Annotated in this window: 18 protein-coding genes; 4 read left to right on the forward strand and 14 right to left on the reverse strand. The window is 65.9% G+C overall.

Going from position 1 to position 19122, the window contains the following annotated elements:
- Positions 1-12 precede the first annotated feature (12 nt).
- Positions 13-972, forward strand: coding sequence for a right-handed parallel beta-helix repeat-containing protein (locus HFK18_RS18595; RefSeq protein ID WP_180167390.1), 960 nt, complete (start codon positions 13-15; stop codon positions 970-972).
- Here HFK18_RS18595 and HFK18_RS18600 read toward each other — a convergent pair.
- The 10 genes from HFK18_RS18600 to HFK18_RS18645 all read right to left on the reverse strand — a co-directional run bounded on the left by HFK18_RS18600 (position 918) and on the right by HFK18_RS18645 (position 11074).
- Positions 918-1226 (reverse strand): hypothetical protein, encoded by a 309-nt coding sequence (locus tag HFK18_RS18600; RefSeq protein ID WP_223880108.1) that lies wholly within the window; start codon positions 1224-1226, stop codon positions 918-920. The genes HFK18_RS18595 and HFK18_RS18600 overlap by 55 nt on opposite strands.
- A 62-nt stretch (positions 1227-1288) precedes the next feature.
- The gene (locus HFK18_RS18605; protein WP_180167391.1) at positions 1289-3490 is read right to left on the reverse strand and encodes a PAS domain S-box protein; all 2202 of its coding nucleotides are present in this window, start codon (positions 3488-3490) and stop codon (positions 1289-1291) included.
- Between the two features lie 203 nt (positions 3491-3693).
- On the reverse strand, positions 3694-6087 hold the full coding sequence (locus HFK18_RS18610; RefSeq protein WP_180167392.1) for a Tex family protein: 2394 nt from the start codon (positions 6085-6087) through the stop codon (positions 3694-3696).
- A 207-nt stretch (positions 6088-6294) separates the two neighbouring features.
- Positions 6295-6510 carry a hypothetical protein gene (locus HFK18_RS18615; RefSeq protein ID WP_025879252.1) on the reverse strand — a complete coding sequence of 72 codons (216 nt, stop codon included), beginning with the start codon at positions 6508-6510 and terminating at the stop codon, positions 6295-6297.
- A 759-nt stretch (positions 6511-7269) separates the two neighbouring features.
- On the reverse strand, positions 7270-7722 hold the full coding sequence (locus HFK18_RS18620) for a hypothetical protein (RefSeq protein WP_100552859.1): 453 nt from the start codon (positions 7720-7722) through the stop codon (positions 7270-7272).
- A complete protein-coding gene (locus HFK18_RS18625; RefSeq protein ID WP_089235996.1) occupies positions 7719-7922 on the reverse strand; it encodes a PspC domain-containing protein in 204 nt (67 codons plus the stop codon). Before HFK18_RS18625 ends, HFK18_RS18620 begins: the two co-directional genes overlap by 4 nt.
- 50 nt (positions 7923-7972) lie before the next feature.
- On the reverse strand, positions 7973-8341 hold the full coding sequence (locus tag HFK18_RS18630) for a YfeK family protein (protein WP_180167393.1): 369 nt from the start codon (positions 8339-8341) through the stop codon (positions 7973-7975).
- Positions 8338-9405: a class III poly(R)-hydroxyalkanoic acid synthase subunit PhaC gene (locus HFK18_RS18635; protein WP_180167394.1), complete on the reverse strand. Its 1068-nt coding sequence runs from the start codon at positions 9403-9405 to the stop codon at positions 8338-8340. Before HFK18_RS18635 ends, HFK18_RS18630 begins: the two co-directional genes overlap by 4 nt.
- Before the next feature lie 3 nt (positions 9406-9408).
- Positions 9409-10437: a class III poly(R)-hydroxyalkanoic acid synthase subunit PhaE gene (gene phaE, locus HFK18_RS18640; RefSeq protein ID WP_180167395.1), complete on the reverse strand. Its 1029-nt coding sequence runs from the start codon at positions 10435-10437 to the stop codon at positions 9409-9411.
- Positions 10438-10459: 22 nt separating this feature from the next.
- Positions 10460-11074, reverse strand: a complete 615-nt coding sequence (locus HFK18_RS18645) for a phosphatidylcholine/phosphatidylserine synthase (protein WP_025879258.1) — start codon at positions 11072-11074, stop codon at positions 10460-10462.
- A gap of 345 nt (positions 11075-11419) precedes the next feature.
- Here HFK18_RS18645 and HFK18_RS18650 point away from each other — a divergent pair, with 345 nt between their 5' ends.
- Positions 11420-12070: a class I SAM-dependent methyltransferase gene (locus HFK18_RS18650; protein ID WP_180167396.1), complete on the forward strand. Its 651-nt coding sequence runs from the start codon at positions 11420-11422 to the stop codon at positions 12068-12070.
- Positions 12071-12166: 96 nt separating this feature from the next.
- Here the strand turns inward: HFK18_RS18650 and HFK18_RS18655 are convergent, their stop codons facing one another.
- The 3 genes from HFK18_RS18655 to HFK18_RS18665 form a co-directional block, all read right to left on the reverse strand.
- Complete coding sequence (locus tag HFK18_RS18655) at positions 12167-12655, reverse strand: 8-oxo-dGTP diphosphatase (protein ID WP_100552866.1); 489 nt, start codon at positions 12653-12655, stop codon at positions 12167-12169.
- A 40-nt stretch (positions 12656-12695) separates the two neighbouring features.
- The gene (locus HFK18_RS18660; protein ID WP_025879261.1) at positions 12696-13208 is read right to left on the reverse strand and encodes a DUF1249 domain-containing protein; all 513 of its coding nucleotides are present in this window, start codon (positions 13206-13208) and stop codon (positions 12696-12698) included.
- A gap of 223 nt (positions 13209-13431) precedes the next feature.
- Entirely contained in the window at positions 13432-14253 is an 822-nt protein-coding gene (locus HFK18_RS18665; protein ID WP_089236004.1) for a pyruvate, water dikinase regulatory protein, read from the reverse strand.
- Positions 14254-14397: 144 nt separating this feature from the next.
- On the opposite strand from HFK18_RS18665, the gene ppsA reads away from it, so the two are divergent.
- Together ppsA and HFK18_RS18675 are read left to right on the forward strand one after the other, a co-directional pair.
- Positions 14398-16776, forward strand: a complete 2379-nt coding sequence (gene ppsA / locus HFK18_RS18670; protein WP_089236005.1) for a phosphoenolpyruvate synthase — start codon at positions 14398-14400, stop codon at positions 16774-16776.
- 151 nt (positions 16777-16927) lie between these two features.
- Positions 16928-17821 (forward strand): mechanosensitive ion channel domain-containing protein, encoded by an 894-nt coding sequence (locus HFK18_RS18675; protein WP_180167397.1) that lies wholly within the window; start codon positions 16928-16930, stop codon positions 17819-17821.
- 81 nt (positions 17822-17902) lie between these two features.
- Here HFK18_RS18675 and HFK18_RS18680 read toward each other — a convergent pair whose 3' ends face one another.
- Positions 17903-19018 carry an alkene reductase gene (locus tag HFK18_RS18680; protein ID WP_180167398.1) on the reverse strand — a complete coding sequence of 372 codons (1116 nt, stop codon included), beginning with the start codon at positions 19016-19018 and terminating at the stop codon, positions 17903-17905.
- Positions 19019-19122: the final 104 nt, after the last annotated feature.

Consider the following 19122-nt stretch of genomic DNA (forward strand, 5'->3'; position numbering starts at 1 on the left):
GAAGGAACCGTTATGAAGAAATGGATCCCTGCCGCATTCGTGGCATTCGGCTTGGCCGCGGCGCTGCAGGCCGCTGCTTGTGACCTCACTCTCGACAACGGCGGCGACCTTGCTGGCGCGGTCGCCAGCGCGCCAGGCAAGAAGATCTGCCTCAGGCCAGGCCAGTACGTCGCCGGCCCAGCGCCTCTGGAGATTCCTGCCGGGACCACCATTGAAGGACTTGGAGCCACCATGGCCGAGGTGGTGGTCTCAGCCTACGGCGCACCACAGAAGGCCATAGGCCTCGGCAGCAACACAATGCTGCACAACTTCACGCTGACGACCGGGGCAGGCGGAAACTTCGGCGTGCTGGCCTACCACCAGGACGGCGTCATCATCTGGAGTCTGGATATCGTCGGCTTCCAGATCAGCGCTGGTGTGGTTGGAGGCAATGGCGTGGAGATCTGGGATACGTTCATGCGTGGAAACGGCATTGCCGGCAATGCGACGGCGGATCCCAATCTATGGATCACCGACTCCCGCGACGTCACGATCCTTTACGGACAGCTCACAGGCCGCAAGGATGGCCCAGGCGGCGATGGTGAGATGGCCATATACAACTCCAGCAACGTCATGATTGACGGCACACGGGTCATCGATTCGGGGGCCAGCGCCATCTATCTAGTGAACTGTGTCGACTGCACCGTCAAGAACTCGGTGATTGAACGGCCAGGAGAATGGGGTATCGACGTCGTGCAAGGGTCACACCGATTCCTCGCCGACAACAACTACGTCAACGGCGCGAACTATGGTGGTGCGGTGTTTGAAACTTCCGGCGGCGCCACCGCAACGTTCCGCTCGAACCGATTTATTCTCAATCGACGCATGGGCGTGGGCAACTGCAACGGCATCAATGCAAAGGGAGGTACTGCAGGCATTCAGTCGATCGGCAATACATCCATGCCGTCGGGCGATCTCTGCTCATTCCCCTGAAGCACGGGCAAGGGGGCAGAAGCCATAGGCGCCTCGTCCCTGCCCGCTTTCCACAGAACGATGCTGGCCACACATATACAGGCCAGCGTCACTACCAGCAACACCAATGCTCCGCCCTGCAGAATGGGCAGAACAGCCTGCGCGCGCAGGTCATCGCGCAGCTGCTCCAGGCGCAGGCAGGCAGCCGAGGTCAGGCACCAACCGACCAGAGCAGGAGCAAAGGCGCGCATCGCCGCCGAGTCGCAGAAGTTCATCTGATCACCTGAGGATGTGGGCGTTGGCGCAGTATTCGCCGCGCCCCTCTCACAGGTTGAGATCAGCCGTCGCCGAGGTCGCTGCCGTCCGCCGGCGAGCCGCCGGGCAGTTCACTGGTTTCGCCCTGCACCTGCACGTTGTTGCGGCCCATCGCCTTGGCCCGGTAGCACTGGGCATCGGCGGCCGCGACGGCCTGGTCCACGCTCATGCCGGCAGCAAGCGGCGCGATGCCGATGCTGGCGCCGATCCGCAGCTGATGCTGGTCCCACGGAATGGACAGGCTGGACAGGGTATGCAGCAGTTCACCACCTATGCGTGCCGCGCGCCGCGGGCTGCACCCGGACAGGATCACCGCGAATTCGTCACCGCCCAGGCGCGCCACCACATCCGAATCGCGTACACCATGACGCAGCACGCTGGCCACGGCCCACAGCACTGCGTCGCCGGCCAGGTGCCCAAAGGTATCGTTGACTGGCTTGAACCGGTCCAGGTCGATATACATCAGCGAAGCCGCCTGGCCCGTCCGCTCGACCCGGGTGATCGCCTGCTGCAGGTGCACTTCGAAGCCGCGGCGGTTACCCAGTTCGGTCAGCGGGTCCATCTCCGCCAGGTGTCTCGCCTCGCGTTCCCGTGCACGCTGCTGCGTATCATCGCGCAACACCCACACGGCGCCGCGCACCTGCCCTTCGTCGTCACGCAACCAGGCCCGGGTGAGATCCACGGGCACTGTCGCCGCCCCCATCCGCAGCAGCAGGTCGGCATGCAGGTCCACGGCATTGCTTTCCGGATCCAACAGTACGCTGACGTCGAGCTGCGATTGCGGTGCGTATTCGGTGGTCAACGACAGCACGTCCTGCACGAGATGCCCGGCCAGCGACAGTGCGCCATCGCCGGCGAGCATTCGCACGGCAGCCGCATTTGCATATTCGATGCGTCCATCCAAGGCAACACTGAGCACCAGGTCAGCGACGGCATCCAAGGTGATGCGGCTGCGCTGTTCGCTTTCGAACAGGCGCTGCTCGCTGCTGCGCTGGGCGCTGACATCCTGGATCTGCGACACGAAATGCAGCGGTTCGCCGCGCTCATTGCGTACCAGCGATACCGACAGCCGCGCCCATATGGTGTTGCCTTCACGGCCCACGTAGCGCTTTTCAAGGTGATAGTGCGTGCGTCGCCCCGCCAGCAGATCCTGCACCAGGGCCAGGTCGGTCTGCAGATCGGCCGGGTGGGTCAACCGCTGGAAATCGACCTGCAGCAGCTCCTCGCGTGGGTAGCCAAGAATGCGGCACAGCGCATCGTTGACATCCAGCCATCGCCCTTCCAGTGACACCAGTGCCATGCCCAGTGCCGCCGAGGTGAACGCACCGGCGAACTTGTCCGCCGCAAGACGTGCCTCGGCGCGGGCCTGCAGGATTTCAGTGATGTCGATGGCCATGCCGACATAGCCGATGCGCTCGCCATCGGCGCCATCCATGCGGCTGATCGACAGGCGCACCTGGCGACGCTGGCCATCCTTGCGCAGCAGCGTCCACTGCCGCGAATACGTCTGGCCGTCGGCGCGCGCACTGAGTGCCTCGAACACGCCGGGAACCTGTCCGTCAACGGTCGCCAGCGGTCGCAGCCACGCCTGCAGTTCAACCGGGTCGTGGAAGGCGTCCAGCCGGCGCCCACCCACTACTTCAGCAGCGGTATAGCCGAGCAGCCGCTGCGCACCCGTGTTGAACAGGGTGATGGTGCCGTGGGTGTCGGTGGCGATCACCGCCACTTCGTCGGATGCATCCACCACTGCCTGCAGGCGCTGGCGCATTTCGGCCGCGTCCTGGCGCGCCCGCTGCAGTTCGGTCACATCGGCATGGGCACCGGCCATCCATAGCGGCCTGCCCTGCCCGTCCCACTCGAACACCCGTCCGCGGTCGTGGATCCAGATCCATTCGCCATTCCTGTGGCGCATCCGCAACAGGCAGACATAGTGGTCGGTGCGGCCATCGAAGTGGTCCTGCAGCGCCGCATCGGACAGCGCCAGATCATCCGGATGGACCAGCGCGATGAACGTCTTCTGGCAGATCGGCTCCAGCTCGTCCAACCGGTAGCCGACGATCTCGGCCCAGCGTTCGTTGACCCGCATCTGCCCGCTCTGGACGTTCCATTCCCAGGTGCCGGCCGCAGTGCCCTCGATGATCATCGCCAGGCGACGGCGCTCTTCGGCCAGTTCCTGCAGCCGGCGCTCCAGCAGTGCGTTGCCGCTGTTGCCCTGATCGGCCATCAGCCGCCTCCCCTGCAGACGCAGCTGCCCGCAGGCCGTGGCGAGGCGCCACAGCGGTCACGGAACAAGGCGGATGGTGCTGACGGCATGGCCTCCCCAGCGACAGCAGGGGCCCAGGCGCCCCTTCCGGCGCAAGTGTGCGCATTGCCGGGGAACATCGACAAGTCCCCCGCCCGGATCGCGCCGGGAGGGGGACGGCGGACTCAACTGCGCTTGGCCCGGGCGAACGCCTCGGCCAGGGCATTGTTGGCCGGCGGCGCGGCCGGTGCCGGGCGTCCGCCGGTGCCCGGGTTGCGCCCCTGGCCACGTCCCTGCCCTGGGTTGCCGGCGTCGCGGCGCGGCGCCTGCCCCTGGCTGCGTTCGTCACGGCTGCCCGGGCGGCTGGTGGCCTGGCCGGGCGTGTCGTCCAGACGACGGGTCAGGGCGATGCGCTTGCGCGACACATCCACCTCCAGCACTTTCACCTTGACGATGTCGCCGGCCTTGACCACGTCGCGCGGATCTTTCACGTAGGTATCGGACAGCGCCGAGATGTGGATCAGGCCGTCCTGGTGCACGCCGATATCGACGAACGCACCGAACGCGGCAACGTTGCTGACCACACCCTCCAGCACCATGCCCTCGCGCAGGTCCTTGATGTCCTCGACGCCATCGGCAAAACGAGCTGCCTTGAACTCCGGGCGCGGATCGCGGCCGGGCTTTTCCAGTTCCTTGAGGATGTCGCGCACGGTCGGCACACCAAACGTTTCGTCGGTGAACTGCTCGGCCTTCAACCCACGCAGGAAACTGCCATCGCCGATCAGCGCCTTGATCGGGCGCGCAGTGCTGGCCACGATGCGCTCGACCACCGGGTAGGCTTCCGGATGCACCGACGATGCGTCCAGCGGCTCATCACCATCGGCGATACGCAGGAAGCCCGCACATTGCTCGAACGTCTTCTCGCCCAAGCGCGACACCTTCAACAGGTCCTTGCGACGCTTGAACGGGCCGTTGTCATCGCGGTGGCGCACGATGTTCTCGGCCACCGTCGACGACAGGCCCGACACGCGCGACAACAGTGCCGCCGACGCCGTGTTGACGTACACGCCGACAGCGTTCACGCAGTCCTCCACGCGCGCATCCAGCGCACGCGCCAGGCGGTACTGATCCACGTCGTGCTGGTACTGCCCGACACCGATCGCCTTCGGCTCGATCTTCACCAGCTCGGCCAGCGGATCCTGCAGGCGGCGCGCGATCGATACCGCGCCACGGATCGACACGTCCAGATCGGGGAACTCCTTGGCCGCCGTTTCCGACGCCGAGTACACCGAAGCCCCGGCTTCGCTGACCACGATTTTCTGCGGTGCGTTGTCACCCAGCGCTTTGATGGCTTCACCGGCCAGCTTGTCGGTCTCGCGGCTGGCAGTGCCGTTGCCGATCGCGATCAGCTGTACGTTGTGCTTGGTGCACAACTGCTTGATCGTCTGCAGCGACTGCTCCCACTGCCGGCGGGGTTCGTGCGGGTAGATGGTATCGGTGGCGACCAGCTTTCCGGTGGCGTCAACCACAGCGATCTTGCAGCCGGTGCGGATGCCCGGATCCAGGCCCAGCACGCTTTTCGGGCCAGCCGGCGCGGCCAGCAGCAGATCCTTGAGATTGTCGCCGAACACCGCGATGGCTTCGGCCTCCGCCTTCTCGCGGGCCTGGTTGAACAGGTCCAGCAGCAGGTGCATGTGCAGCTTGGCCCGCCAGGTCAGGCGGCAGGCATCGAGCAGCCAGCGATCACCGGGGCGCCCCGCATCGCGAATGCCGGCGTTGTGCGCCACGCGCCCTTCAGCGTACTGATGTCCCGCCTCGGCATCCTTGCCCGGGTCCAGTTCCAGGAACAGGATCTCCTCGCGGCGCGCGCGGAACAACGCCAGCAACCGGTGCGAGGGGATCTTCGCCAGCGACTCGGCGTGTTCGAAGTAATCGCGGTACTTGGCGCCCTCGGTTTCCTTGCCCTCGGCAACGCGGGCGCGGATCACGCCCTGCTCGCTCAACCAGCTGCGCAGTTCACCCACCAGCGTGGCGTCCTCGCCCCAGCGCTCCATCAGGATCGCGCGGGCACCTTCCAGCGCGGCCTTGGTATCGGCCACGCTCTTGTCGGCATCCACGAACGTGGCAGCAAAGACCTGCGGATCCCGTGTCGGATCGCCCAGCAGGCCGTCGGCCAGCGGTTCCAACCCGGCTTCGCGGGCGATCTGCGCGCGGGTACGGCGCTTGGGCTTGTACGGCAGGTACAGGTCTTCCAGCCGGCTCTTGGTGTCGGCAGCGAGGATCTCGTTGCGCAGCTCATCGCTGAGCTTGCCCTGTTCGCCGATGCTGGCCAGCACCGCCGCACGGCGGTCTTCCAGTTCGCGCAGGTAGGTCAGGCGGGTTTCCAGGTTGCGCAGCTGGGTATCGTCCAGGCCGCCGGTGACTTCCTTGCGGTAGCGGGCGATGAACGGAACGCTGGCGCCTTCATCAAGCAAACCGACGGCGGCGCTGACCTGGGCGGTCTGGGCACCGATTTCTTCGGCGATGGTCTGGGCGATCTGCTGGGCGAGCTGGCGCTGGGCGTGCTTGGCGTCGTGCATTGTTTCCGGCCTGGGCCGCATTGCGGGAAAGGCCCATTCTTGCAATGCGCGGGCGGCAGGGACAAGGCGTTGACAGAACGGCGGTTCAGGCGGCGGGTCCGGATCGGACGCCGGCATCCTGGCAAGTGGGGCTCGGACTGGCCCCGGGGCTGGGATGCCGGCGCGGACGCGCGATGGTGGGGCGCGTCCTGCCGCGTAGTGCGAAGGTCAGCGGTAGTGGCGGGCGGCACGCTGCATGACGATGTCGTCACGCAGGCTCTCAAGCGCCATCAGGCGGACCTTGCCGACACCCTGCAGTTCCATGAACCGCTCCGTGTAGAACTCCGGCCCCAGCGCGGTATCGGCGCGGGATTTGCTGAAGCCGTAGGGCACCACGCCCTTCTCGCCATCCTTGCTACCACCGACATAAAGAACGATTGCCATGTGATGTCTTCCTCCAAATTGCTACTGCGTACTGCACACGATGAGCGGTACTTGCGAGCCCATCGGGGTAGAGCTTACCGCGACCAAGCTGACTGGAACGTCACGAAGACTAATGACGATCGGTTGCATGCAGATGACTGCGGGATCGCAGCAGAATGCTTACGGATCTTTAACTTCCGGCTAACGAATAGGGGGATTTCCAGCCAACGGCGCAGCCCCTCGTGGCTGGGTTGGCTGGTCGGGGAATGCAAAAGCCGTCGCGCTGGTCGGCCGGGTTGGATTCGCGGGGGACGCCGTGAATCCGTCCCTGGAGGCTTGGCCGCGGCATCCATGCCGCGGACACCCCCGCGAACCCAACCCGCCCGTCCTCTGACAAATTTCTGCGGTCCGCCACCCACGGAAAAGAAAAAGAAGATCAAAAGCAAAAGCGGCTTGGCTGGCCGCTTTTTTGTAGAGCCGAGCCCACGCTCGGCTGCGTTCAAGCCAGTCCGCGAAGCCGAGCGCAGGCTCGGCTCTACACGAGCAAGCGCAGCGCGCGACCCGCTTCTGCTGTTCTTTTTCTTCTCCGTGGCTGGACGCACACGGAAACTATCAGGGGTCGGGCGGGTTGGGCGCGCGGGGGTGTCCGCGGCATGGATGCCGCGGCCAAGCCCCCACGGATGGGTTTACGGCGTCCCCCGCGCGCCCAACCCGCCCGGCCCAATCACATGATTCGCTCTACGCGACCACCCACGAGGGGGCTCCGCCGTTGGCTGCAAACTACGGCCACCAGCCATGCCCGAACCGCGCGTAATGATCAGCCGCACGCTCGAACGGATTGCGCGCGCTGACGCCGCCACACAGCAGATACACCGGCAAGTACAGCGGCCCCAGCACCAGGTACTGGTACACGTGCGCGCGCTCATGGTCATCCAGCCGGATCAACGGCTCCACGCCCCACCCTGCCTGATGTGCATAGGTACGGCAGCACATGCCCAGGTCGTAGCCGGTGTGCAGGATCACGTTGCCGAGGGTGATCGCTCCGCCCGGACCCCACGGCCAATGGTCGAAAACCACCGCACAATCACGACCGCTCCAGCGCATCTTCGCACCACCCAGCAGCCCGGCCAGACCGCCAAGCAGGCCGATCAGGGTATTGGGCACGGTCCACAGCGCGCCCAGCACCTGCAGCGCGCGCAGCCAGATCGGCCAGGGCCGGGACGCGGCGTTCAATCGGCCTCGTTGGGGATCAGCAGCCACAGCAGCAGGTAGATCAGGATGCCCGGGAAGGCGGCCGACGCCAGCGAGATCACCACGTACAGCACCCGTACCAGGGTCGGGTTCCAGCCGAAACGATGGGCGATGCCGCCCATCACCCCGGCGATCATGCGGTCGTTCAGCGAGCGCGACAGGGTGCGCGGCACAGCGTTCATGGCGAGGTCTCCCGGCTGACTGGCTGCGGCCACTGTAGCGCCAGCCGTGTCTACGGCGTGCGTTGGCGCAGCGCCTGCAGGCGCACGCCGAACCACGCCGCCGAGGTCTGTTCGGGCTGGCCGGGGCAGCGGATCCGGTACGCCTTGCCACTCATGCTGCTCTGGCTCGCCGCACGCTCGATGAACTGCTCGGCGGTGTCGACCATGTCCTTCTTCAGCAGGTAGTCGTACTTGCGCTGCAGGTGCGAACGCGCTTCGGCGGGACCGTACCAGCTGCCGTTACGCTGGAACTGGCACTGGGAGCCGTCCAGGCTGCCAATCAGCTGCGTGATCTCGCGGCGCGCTTCGGCGCTGGGCGCGGCGCCGGCAATGCCCGGTGCAAGGGCCAGCGCAAGCGCGACCAAGGGGAAATACTTCATGGCGTGCGTTCCTTCAGCCAGTTGTCGATGGTCGCCGGCACTTCGCGCTGCGCGCGGCCGGAGACGTAGATGCCGATGTGCCCACCGCGGAAACTGGATTCGGTGTAGTCCTGCGTGCCCAGCCGGCCACGCATCGCACGTGATGCATCCGGTGGCACCAGGTGATCCTGTTCGGCGTAGATGTTGAGCACGGGCAGGGTCACTTTGGCCAGGTCCACCGCCTCCTCACCGATATGCACGGTGCCGTTGACCAGTCCGTTGCCCTGGTAGAACTGCTTGATGAACTCGCGGAAGGCCTCGCCCGCCAGATCGGGCGAGTCGAAGATCCACTTTTCCATGCGCAGGAACTCTTCCAGTGCGGCCTTGTCATCGAGGATGTCGAGCAGGCCCACGTACTTCTGCACGTTCAGGCGGAACGGCTTGAGCATCAGGTAGCTGGCATTCATCAGATCGGCCGGGATATTGCCCAGCGTGTCCACCAGCAGATCCACGTCCACCTGCTGCGCCCAGTGCGACAGCATGTTGTCGGCGGTCTGGAAATCGACCGGGGTGACCATGGTGATCAGATTGCCCAGCTTCTGCCGGCGCAGCGCGGCGTAGCACAGCGCGAACACGCCGCCCTGGCAGATGCCGAGCATGTCGACCGGGCCACCGCTGCGCGCGCGCAGCGCATCCACCGCGCCATCGATGTAGCGCAGCAGGTAATCCTCAAGCGTCTGGTAACGCTCGGAACGATCCGGATAGCCCCAGTCCAGCACGTACACGTCCTGGCCCAGCGCCAGCAGCTTCTGCACCAGTGAGCGATCGGCCTGCAGGTCCACCATGTAGGGGCGGTTGACCAGCGCGTACACGATCAGCAGCGGCGTGCGCCGGACCGGTGCGTTCTCGCCGACGAAGCGATACAGCACCACCTTGCCATCGCGCCAGACTTCCTCGCGGGCGGTGGCGCCATAGTCGACATCCTCCACCTGCGGCAACAGCTTCAACCCTTCCATCAGCTTGCGCTGCATGGCCAGGGTCTCCTGCATCAGGTCATCGGCATTGAAGCCCAGCGGTCCTTTCATGGCTTACGACTTCCGCGTGGTGGTGCGCGAGGTGGCCTTCTTTGCTGGTGCCTTCTTCGCGGCAGGCTTGCGCGCGACGGGCTTCACCCTCGCAGGCGCCGGCTGGGCCACCGGGTCGACCGCATCGGTACCGGCAAGCACCGCCACCTGTGCCTGCAGCCGGCGCAGATTGCGCTCGAGCTCGGCGATGCGACGGTGGGCGGCATCCATCTCGGTGCGGGTCGGCAGGCCGATGCGTTCACTCATCTGTTCCACCTCGCGTTGCAGGCCCGCGCGCAGGCGCATCTGCGCATTGCCCAGCGCCGCGTAGATCTGCTGGAACGGTGCAGACATGGCGACCTTGGCATAGGCCTCCTCGGCGACTTCGATCCACAGATCGAACATCGCCCGTGCGCTGGTCAGCTGGCTGCCGGGCTGCTCATGGTCGGCCAAGCGCTGCTCGAACAGGTCGAACGCCTCTTCCAGCGCCTGCTTGATCTGCTCGACATAGGCCTGCGAGTGATGCTGGTACTCCTCCTGCGCGCGCAGCAGGGCCTGCCACCGCGCCTGGTGCTCGCGGCCGGGCCCGAACGCCGGGCTCTGCAGCCAGGGGCCGGCCAGCGTCTGCAACTGCTGGAACCACGCCGCGAACTCGGGCGGAGCAGCGCCGGCATGGGTGCTGCCACGGGCGCCCTGCAGCATCCACTGCAGCATGCCGTCGCCCTGACCCTTCACCGCTTCACGCCAGGCCTGGGCAACTTCGGCACTGCTGGCATCGCGGCCGGCAAAGCGTGCCGCCACTTCCTGCATGGTGCCGTACCAGCTACCAGCCTGTTCGCGGAACCGCCGCACCGCCTCTTCCGGTGCAGCCGCACCGGTCTCGGGCAGCAGTTGACCCCACCAGTCGAACAGGTGCTTCCAACTGCCCGGGTCGTCGCCAGCGGGGGCCCCCTGCACAGTCGCGTGGCGCAGGGCATCGCCCCAGGCACCGAAGTACTGCCGGGCCAGGTTCTCGAAATCGCTGCTGCCGGCGTCGTTGGCCGAGCTGGTCATCGCGCTCCTCCGCAGGGTTGGATCATGGCTTGGGAATGCGCAGGGTCTTGCTGATCATCAGCGACCCGGACAGCGCGAACAGCAGCACCAATGGATGCAGCTGCCAGGGGCCGATCTGCCACTGGCCCAGCCACAGGTCGTGGCCGATGGCATCGGTGCCGGCGGCGATCGCCAGCACAATCACCAGCGCCAGGCTGGTGGGGATCGGTGTTCCCTCGAAGTACTTCACCTTGCCTTCGTCACCGCTCATCGCCTCGGCGGTCACGTTGTAACGGGCCAGGCGGCTGACGCCGCAGCAGACGAAGTAGCTCAGCACCAGCCAGTCCCAGCCGCCTTGCATGCCACAGGCATAGGCCAGCGCTGCGGGTGCGACACCAAAGGAAATGACGTCCGACAGGGAGTCGAGCTCGCGGCCCAGGGTCGAGCTGGACTTGCGCCAGCGCGCGATGCGGCCGTCCAGTGCATCGAAAATGAAAGCCAGCGGGATCAGCGCCATGCCGAACAGCAGATAGCCGCGCTCGCCATCCTGCAGGAAACGCATCGCGGCAAACACCGCGCCGGTGCCGCAGAAAGCGTTGGCGAGGGTGAACCAGTCCGCCAGATGGAACTCGCGCAGCATCGAGAAGTGACGTTTCATGAAGTCTCACGGGGCATCAAGGCCCACAGGGTACCGCGAGCGCCGCCACCGGCAACAGCGTGGGCTGACCCCGCCCTTCACCCGTCACTCACCGATCCTCACCGGCGGTGAATTTTTCGCCACCCATCTTGACAGCCTAGGGGGGTGGCGCCTGCCAGTGCTTATCCACAAAGTTGCCCACGCGTAATCCACACCCCCTGTGGACAAGTGGCTCTCACCGACTGCGACGCTGGACATTTCCTGATCACCTCAAGCCGGGGTTTCCCTACTTCCCAAGCCGATCGGCTGGCGCTATGGTCTGCGGCGGACCCGCCGCCGCCACGTCCGACTCCCCACCCACGGACGATGTTGATGCTGGATGCACGCACCCTGGCCGCGCAGTTGCGGCAGCCCCATGGCGAGGCCGCGCTGGCCGTGGGCGAATCGATGAACCGCAGCAACGGCGCCCTCAACCAGGCCGCAATCGCGTTGCTGGCGGTCGCTCCCGGAGAGCAGGTGCTGGAGATCGGACCCGGCAACGCCGCCTTCGCGCCGCTGCTGCTGCAGGCAAGCGGCAGTCGCTACGTGGGCGTGGAGCTGTCCAGTGCCATGGTCGACGCCGGCAACCGGCATCTTGCCGCCAGCGGCCTGGCCGGGCGTGCCGTACTGCGCGAGGGCGATGCCCATGCCCTGCCCTTGGCGGATGCCTGCGTCGATGCTGCGCTGGCGGTCAACACCCTGTACTTCTGGCCGAACCTGGCGCCTGTGCTGGATGAACTGGCGCGGGTGCTGCATCGCGGCGGCCGGCTATGCCTGGCCTTCGGCGATGCTGGATTCATGCGCAGCCTGCCCTTCGCCGCCGACTTCGAACTGCATGAGCTGGATGCCGTCGAGCTGGCGCTGCGGGTGTCCGGTTTCAGCGTCACGGCATGGCGTTCGCATCGCGAATGCACAGCCGGCAATGACGGCCAGCAGCGGGAAAAGCACTTCCACCTGCTGCTGGCGCAGCGGCGCTGAAGCTCTCCCCGCCGGGCATGGCCCGGCGCTACCGAGGCTGCGCCGGATGGGTAGCGCCGGGCCATGCCCGGCGAGCGCAGCGGCCTCCGGAATGCCTCACAGCCGGCTGAAGGACCAGCTCTGCATGCGTCCATCCCGGTAAGGCATCACACCGTGGAACGGGCGCGGATCGGCATCGAACACCAGCGGCAGGAAGTTGCGGTCGCCCTCCCACATGGGCAGCGTGTCCAGCTTGTCCACGTCCACCCACTCCAGGGTGCCTTCGTGGTTGCCGCCGTGCGGGGCACCCTCGAAGCTGTCGATGACGAACACGAAACCGAACCAGTCCTCGCCGTGCTTGCCGAAGCCTGGCCAACTGATGGTGCCGCGCAGGCGCATGGCGGTGCAGTCGATGCCGGCTTCCTCGGCGATCTCACGGCGCATGCCGGCGGCCACGTCTTCGGTCGGTTCGACCTTGCCGCCCAGGCCGTTGTACTTGCCCAGGTGGTGGTCGCCCGGCCGGGTATTGCGATGGATCATCAGCACCTGGCGACGATCGGGCGAGAGCACATAGCCCAGGGTGGCGACGATCGGGGTATACGGCATGTGCGAATCCGGCGGCGGGTCAGCCGTGGATTATGGCCGATCAACGCACCAGCGACAGGCGACGATCGCCGGCACCCACGGTGTTGCCGTCAGGGTCACGGCGCAGGGTGGCCACGCCATGGCCGCGTTCTGCCAGGTATTCCAGCCATTTGCCGAGGAAGGTGTTCATCCGCATGCGATGGCTGATCAGCTCGGCCGGCGGCGGGTACAGGCCCATCGTGTCCTGCCAGCGGCGGCCGACGTAGCAGTGGGTGGTCTCGGCCTGGCGCGCGTCGCGGTACAGGCGGACGAAGGCCGATGGGTCCGGTTCACCGGTCACCGGGTCGGCCAGGTCGTAGGTCAGGCGCAGCTCCACCGTGTAGCGGTGGCACTCGATCACATCCAGGCGCACATCCAGGCCATCGCCCACCGAGGAGACGTAGCTTCCCGCCACCAGCTCGGCCGGCGCGAACAGGCGCACCAGGTGGCGGTAATTCTCCGCGTACAGCCCCATCAGCCAGCTCAGCCGGCTCAGGCGGGGAATGCGCTCGGTACGGGGCAATGCTCGGGCCATGGGTTGATCCTACACGTTGGCCCTTCAACGTGGGGACAGTTCAACCCGCAGCCAAGCCGCCAGCGGCGATCACCCCTGTAGAGCCGAGCCCATGCTCGGCTGCTCTTCGGCCAGAACCCGGTGGCCCAGCCGAGCGTGGGCTCGGCTCTACAGGGCGCAGTTGAAGCGCCCATTGGCAGTGCCGACCGCTGGCCGGCAGCGCAGCGCGGCGCGAGGGAAAGGATCAATACAGCTCGCGCTGCAGCCCCAGCGTGCCCAGCACCTTGCTGGAGATCTCCTCGATCGAGGTATGGGTGGTGCTGAGGGTCGGGATGCGTTCCATCTGGAACATGACCTCCGCTGCGGCCACCTCGCGCTTGCAGGTGTCCAGGTTGGCGTAGCGCGAATTGGGCCGGCGCTCCTGGCGGATCTGCTGCAGGCGGTCGGGGTCGATGGTCAGGCCGAACAGCTTGCGTCGGTAGTTGCGCAGCCGTGGCGGCAGGCGGTCGCTCTCCAGATCCTCGTCGGTCAACGGATAGTTGGCCGCGCGCACCCCGTAATGCAGGGCCAGGTAGATGCAGGTGGGCGTCTTGCCCGCCCGGGACACCGCCACCAGGATCACGTCGGCGTCGTCGTAATTCACCGCGATGCCATCGTCATGGGTCAGCGCGAAGTTCATCGCGTTGATGCGCCGGTGGTAGGTGTCGAAGTCGACCATGCCGTGGGCCTGGCCGACCCGGTTCAGCCGGGAACTGGACAGTTCGCGCTCCAACGGCTCGATGAACGGGGCGAACACATCCAGCATCAGCGCCCCGCTCTCGGACAGGATCACGCTCAGGCTCTGGTCCACGCAGGAGTTCACCACGATCGGCCGGACCTGGTACCGCTCCCCCGCCGCCTGGATCCGGGCACACGCTTCCCGGGCTTTTTCGGGGTCATCGACAAATGACATCCGGTCGGTAATGAAGCTGAACCCGGAGAACTGGGTCAACAGGCTATGCCCAATGGTTTCAGCGGTGATACCGGTTCCATCGGAAACGTAGAACACCGGACGGATGGTCGACATGCGCGCATTTACCCCCTACGAAGCCTAAAAGGGCCGCCAACACAAGCTTGTGCCGACGGTGGTCTGCCCGGCATCATATCGACTTCTTCCTACGGACGCGGCCATTCAGCCCGCCTCGGGCGATGGCCAAACGGAGCATCGCGCTTGAACGAGAACATCCTGTGGTTGCACGAACTGCGTCTGGCCGACCTGGCCCGCGTAGGCGGCAAGAATTCCTCGCTGGGCGAGATGATCGGCAACCTGGCCGGTCTGGGCGTCTCCGTTCCTGGAGGTTATGCGACCACGTCTGAAGCCTTCAAGGACTTCATCGCGCACAACGACCTGTCCAAGCGCATCTTCGACAAGCTGGCCACACTGGACGTCGAGGACGTCACCGCGCTGACCGCGGCCGGCAAGGAAATCCGTAGTTGGGTGATCGACGCGCCGCTGCAGCCGCAGCTGGACCAGGACATCCGCAGCGCCTACGCCAAGCTGAGCGCCGACAACGGTGGCGGCGACGTGGCTGTAGCCGTGCGTTCGTCGGCCACCGCCGAAGATCTGCCCGATGCCTCCTTCGCCGGTCAGCAGGAGACCTTCCTCAACGTCACCGGTGCCGACGATGTCGTGCACAAGGTCAAGGAAGTGTTCGCCTCGCTGTACAACGACCGTGCCATCGCCTACCGCGTGCACCATGGCTTCAAGCACGAAGACGTGTTCCTGTCGGCGGGCGTGCAGCTGATGGTGCGTTCCGGCGTCGGTTCCTCCGGCGTGCTGTTCACCCTGGACACCGAGTCCGGCTTCCGCGACGTGGTGTTCGTCACCTCCTCGTTCGGCCTGGGCGAAATGGTCGTGCAGGGCGCGGTCAACCCCGACGAGTTCTACGTCTACAAGCCCACCCTGCAGGCCGGCAAGCCGGCGATCCTGCGCCGTTCGCTCGGCAGCAAGGCGATCCGCATGGTGTATTCGGATGTCCCCGGCGAGCGCGTCAGGATCGAGGACACCCCGGCCGAACTGCGCACCACCTTCTCGATCAACGATGAAGACGTGGCCGAACTGTCGCGCCAGGCGCTGACCATCGAAAAGCACTATGGCCGCCCGATGGATATCGAGTGGGCCAAGGACGGTGTCAGCGGCAAGCTGTTCATCGTGCAGGCGCGCCCGGAAACCGTGAAGTCGCGCAGCCATGCCACCCAGATCGAGCGTTTCGCGCTGACCGAAAAGGGCGGCAACGTTCTCGCCGAAGGCCGCGCCGTCGGCGCCAAGATCGGTGCTGGCGTGGCCCGCGTGGTGAAGACGCTGGAAGACATGAACCGCGTGCAGCCGGGCGACGTGCTGATCGCCGACATGACCGATCCTGATTGGGAGCCGGTGATGAAGCGCGCATCGGCGATCGTCACCAACCGCGGTGGCCGTACCTGCCACGCCGCGATCATCGCCCGCGAGCTGGGCGTGCCGGCCGTGGTCGGTTCGGGCAACGCGACCAAGGTCATTGAAGATGGCCAGCTGGTCACCGTCAGCTGCGCTGAAGGTGATACCGGCTTCATCTACGAAGGCAAGCTCGGTTTCGAGCGCACCACCACCGATCTGGGCAACATGCCGCCGGCACCGTTGAAGATCATGATGAACGTGGCCAACCCGGAACGTGCCTTCGACTTCGGCCAGCTGCCGAACGCCGGCATCGGCCTGGCTCGCCTGGAAATGATCATCGCCAGCCACATCGGCATCCACCCCAACGCGCTGCTGGAATACGACCGCCAGGACGCCGCGACGAAGAAGAAGATCGACGAGAAGATCGCCGGTTATTCCGATCCGGTCGGCTTCTACGTGGACCGTCTGGCCGAAGGCATCGCTACCCTGACCGCTTCGGTCGCACCGAATCCGGTGATCGTGCGCCTGTCGGACTTCAAGTCCAACGAGTACGCCAACCTGATCGGCGGCAGCGGCTACGAGCCGCACGAAGAGAACCCGATGATCGGCTTCCGCGGCGCCAGCCGTTACGTCGACCCGAGCTTCTCGGCCGCCTTCGCACTGGAGTGCAAGGCCGTACTGCGCGTGCGCAACGAGATGGGCCTGGACAACCTGTGGGTCATGATCCCGTTCGTGCGCACCCTGGAGGAAGGCCGCAAGGTCGTCGAGGTGCTCGAACAGAATGGCCTGAAGCAGGGCGAGAACGGCCTGAAGATCATCATGATGTGCGAAGTGCCGTCCAACGCACTGCTCGCCGATGAGTTCCTGGAAATCTTCGACGGCTTCTCGATCGGCTCCAACGACCTGACCCAGCTGACCCTGGGCCTGGATCGTGACTCGTCGATCGTCGCGCACCTGTTCGATGAGCGGAACCCGGCGGTGAAGAAGCTGCTGTCGATGGCGATCAAGTCGGCACGTGCCAAGGGCAAGTACGTCGGCATCTGCGGCCAGGGCCCGTCCGATCATCCGGATCTGGCAGAGTGGTTGATGCAGGAAGGCATCGAGTCGGTGTCGCTGAACCCGGACACTGTGGTCGATACCTGGCTGCGTCTGGCCAAGTTGAAGGCCAAGGGTTGAGCCGTTGATGCTTGATGGCTGACGTCGCTTTCATCGACGTCGGCCCATACTGAAGTTGCACGCAAGCCCCGCCTTCGCGGGGCTTGCTGTTTCTGGCGTCCGCGCACGCCATGTTCCTGTCGTACATGTTCCCGTTGCAAAAGGAGTCCGCATGATCGCCGCTGCCCCACCCTCGCCCGCCACGACATCCTGGTTCCATTCGCTCGACTGGGAGCGTCTGCTGGAAACCTACGGCGTGCCGTTGCTCGCTGCCATCATCGTGTTGCTGGTCGGGATGTGGGTCGCACGCCGACTGTCCAATGCGATGCCCCGCGCGACCGCGCGGATGGGTGTGGACCCGATGCTGGGCAGCTTCCTGCGTAACGTGGTCTATGCGGCCTCGCTGGTGATCGTGGTGATCCTGGCCATCGGCACGCTGGGTGTGCAGATCACGCCGCTGCTGGCCGTGCTCGGCACCGCCGGTCTGGCCGTTGGCCTGGCACTGAAGGATTCGCTGTCGAACATCGCCTCGGGCGTGATGCTGGTGACCCTGCGTCCGTTCCGCGTGGGCGACGTGGTGACCATCGCAGGACAGACCGGCACCGTGCGCGAAGTGCGCATTTTCCAGACCGTGATCACCGGTGCCGACAACCAGCACACCACCATTCCGAACACGCTGATCACCGCCGCACCGATCATCAACCTTACGGCAGAGCCCACCCGCCGCGTTGAACTGGTGGTGGGCATCGGTTACGAAGACAACATCCAGCTGGCCCGCGATACCGCACTGGCGCTGATGAAGGCCGACCCGCGCGTGCTGCAGACACCCGCACCGGACGTGGTGGTGTACGAGCTGGGTGCGCACGCGATCAATCTGGGCATCCGCTGCTACGTGAAATCGGCCGATCACTTCGGCACCAAGGTCACCCTGCTGGAGCAGATCAAGCTGGGCTACGACAAGGCCGGCATCAACATCCCGTATCCGCAGCAGGACATGCACCTGTACCTGCATGGCAAGGATGGCGGCGTGGTCGAGGCAGACGCGCTGGTGCGCGACAAGCCGTGATCCATCCTGGTAGTGCCGACCAACGGTCGGCACCCACCCACCAGCATCGGTAGCGCCGGGCCATGCCCGGCGGACGCGGAATCAGGCCTCCACGGCCTCCTCCAGCACCGGATAGTCGGTGAACCCGACCGCACCACCGCCGAAGTACGTCGCGCGATCAGGAAGATTCAGCTCCGCGCCCACGCGCAGACGCTCAGGCAGATCCGGGTTGGCGATGAACGGCCGGCCGAAGCCGATCAGGTCGGCCCAGCCTTCCGCCAGCGCCTGCCCGGCACGCTCGGCGGTGTACTTGCCGGCGTAGATCAGCGTGCCCGGATAGATCATCCGCAGTGCCTGCTTGAACGCCACCGGCATCAACGGCGCATCCTCCCAGTCGGCCTCGGCGATGTGCAGGTAGCCCACACCCAGCTCGCCCAGCAGGTACGCGGCAGCCAGATAGGTCGCCTGCGGGGTGTCGTCCACCGCCCCCTGCAGCGTGGTCAACGGCGCCAGACGCACGCCGACACGCTCGCCGCCAGCGACATCGATCACCGCCTGCACCACCTCGCGCAGGAAGCGCAGGCGATTCTGCAGCGCGCCGCCGTAGCCATCGGTGCGCTGGTTGGCCTGCGAATCGATGAACTGGTTGATCAGATAACCGTTTGCACCGTGCAACTCAACGCCATCAAAGCCAGCGGCCAGTGCATTGCGGGTGGCCTGCGCATAGTCAGCTACGATGCCTGGGATCTCCTCTTCGCCCAGCGCGCGCGGCATCGAGTGCTGGATCATCTCGCCCACGCCGGATTCCGGTCCAGCGCCGGTCGGGTCAACGAAGACCTTCACCCCTTCGGCCAGCAGCGCCGAGGAAGAGACCGGCGCCGCGCCGTCCGGCTGCAGGGCGACATGGGACACCCGGCCTACATGCCAGAGCTGGGCGTAGATGCGACCACCGGCCGCGTGCACGGCATCGGTGACCCTGCGCCAGCCCTGCACCTGCGCTTCGCTGTGGATGCCGGGGGTCCAGGCATAGCCCTGGCCCTGCGGGCTGATCTGGGTGCCTTCGCTGACGATCAGGCCGGCACCGGCACGCTGGGCGTAGTACTCGGCCATTTCTGCGGTGGCGACATTGCCGGCAGCCGCACGCGAGCGGGTCATCGGCGGCATCACGATGCGGTTGGGCAGCGTCAGCGCGCCCAGGCGGTGGGGGGTGAACAACATGGCGGCATTCTCTTGCGGGGGATTGCCGGCAAGGATGGGGATGGCGCTGCGCGCGCAACAGGCGCGTTCGTGCAAAACAGTTGTGCCGCCGAGGCAACGATGCC

The sequence above is a fragment of the Stenotrophomonas sp. SbOxS2 genome, assembly GCF_013416715.1.
GTDB classification, from domain to species: Bacteria; Pseudomonadota; Gammaproteobacteria; order Xanthomonadales; family Xanthomonadaceae; genus Stenotrophomonas; species Stenotrophomonas lactitubi.

Bases quoted from the DNA above. Each gene is read 5' to 3' on its own strand.
- HFK18_RS18680 (WP_180167398.1), bottom strand. From the start codon at position 19,018: ATGTTGTTCACCCCCCACCGCCTGGGCGCGCTGACGCTGCCCAACCGC.
- HFK18_RS18610 (WP_180167392.1), bottom strand. From the start codon at position 6,087: ATGCACGACGCCAAGCACGCCCAGCGCCAGCTCGCCCAGCAGATCGCC.
- HFK18_RS18630 (WP_180167393.1), bottom strand. From the start codon at position 8,341: ATGAAGTATTTCCCCTTGGTCGCGCTTGCGCTGGCCCTTGCACCGGGC.
- HFK18_RS18675 (WP_180167397.1), top strand. From the start codon at position 16,928: ATGATCGCCGCTGCCCCACCCTCGCCCGCCACGACATCCTGGTTCCAT.
- HFK18_RS18660 (WP_025879261.1), bottom strand. From the start codon at position 13,208: ATGGCCCGAGCATTGCCCCGTACCGAGCGCATTCCCCGCCTGAGCCGG.
- HFK18_RS18625 (WP_089235996.1), bottom strand. From the start codon at position 7,922: ATGAACGCTGTGCCGCGCACCCTGTCGCGCTCGCTGAACGACCGCATG.
- HFK18_RS18655 (WP_100552866.1), bottom strand. From the start codon at position 12,655: ATGCCGTATACCCCGATCGTCGCCACCCTGGGCTATGTGCTCTCGCCC.
- HFK18_RS18615 (WP_025879252.1), bottom strand. From the start codon at position 6,510: ATGGCAATCGTTCTTTATGTCGGTGGTAGCAAGGATGGCGAGAAGGGC.
- phaE (WP_180167395.1), bottom strand. From the start codon at position 10,437: ATGACCAGCTCGGCCAACGACGCCGGCAGCAGCGATTTCGAGAACCTG.
- HFK18_RS18665 (WP_089236004.1), bottom strand. From the start codon at position 14,253: ATGTCGACCATCCGTCCGGTGTTCTACGTTTCCGATGGAACCGGTATC.
- HFK18_RS18635 (WP_180167394.1), bottom strand. From the start codon at position 9,405: ATGAAAGGACCGCTGGGCTTCAATGCCGATGACCTGATGCAGGAGACC.
- HFK18_RS18650 (WP_180167396.1), top strand. From the start codon at position 11,420: ATGTTGATGCTGGATGCACGCACCCTGGCCGCGCAGTTGCGGCAGCCC.
- HFK18_RS18595 (WP_180167390.1), top strand. From the start codon at position 13: ATGAAGAAATGGATCCCTGCCGCATTCGTGGCATTCGGCTTGGCCGCG.
- HFK18_RS18600 (WP_223880108.1), bottom strand. From the start codon at position 1,226: ATGAACTTCTGCGACTCGGCGGCGATGCGCGCCTTTGCTCCTGCTCTG.
- HFK18_RS18645 (WP_025879258.1), bottom strand. From the start codon at position 11,074: ATGAAACGTCACTTCTCGATGCTGCGCGAGTTCCATCTGGCGGACTGG.
- HFK18_RS18605 (WP_180167391.1), bottom strand. From the start codon at position 3,490: ATGGCCGATCAGGGCAACAGCGGCAACGCACTGCTGGAGCGCCGGCTG.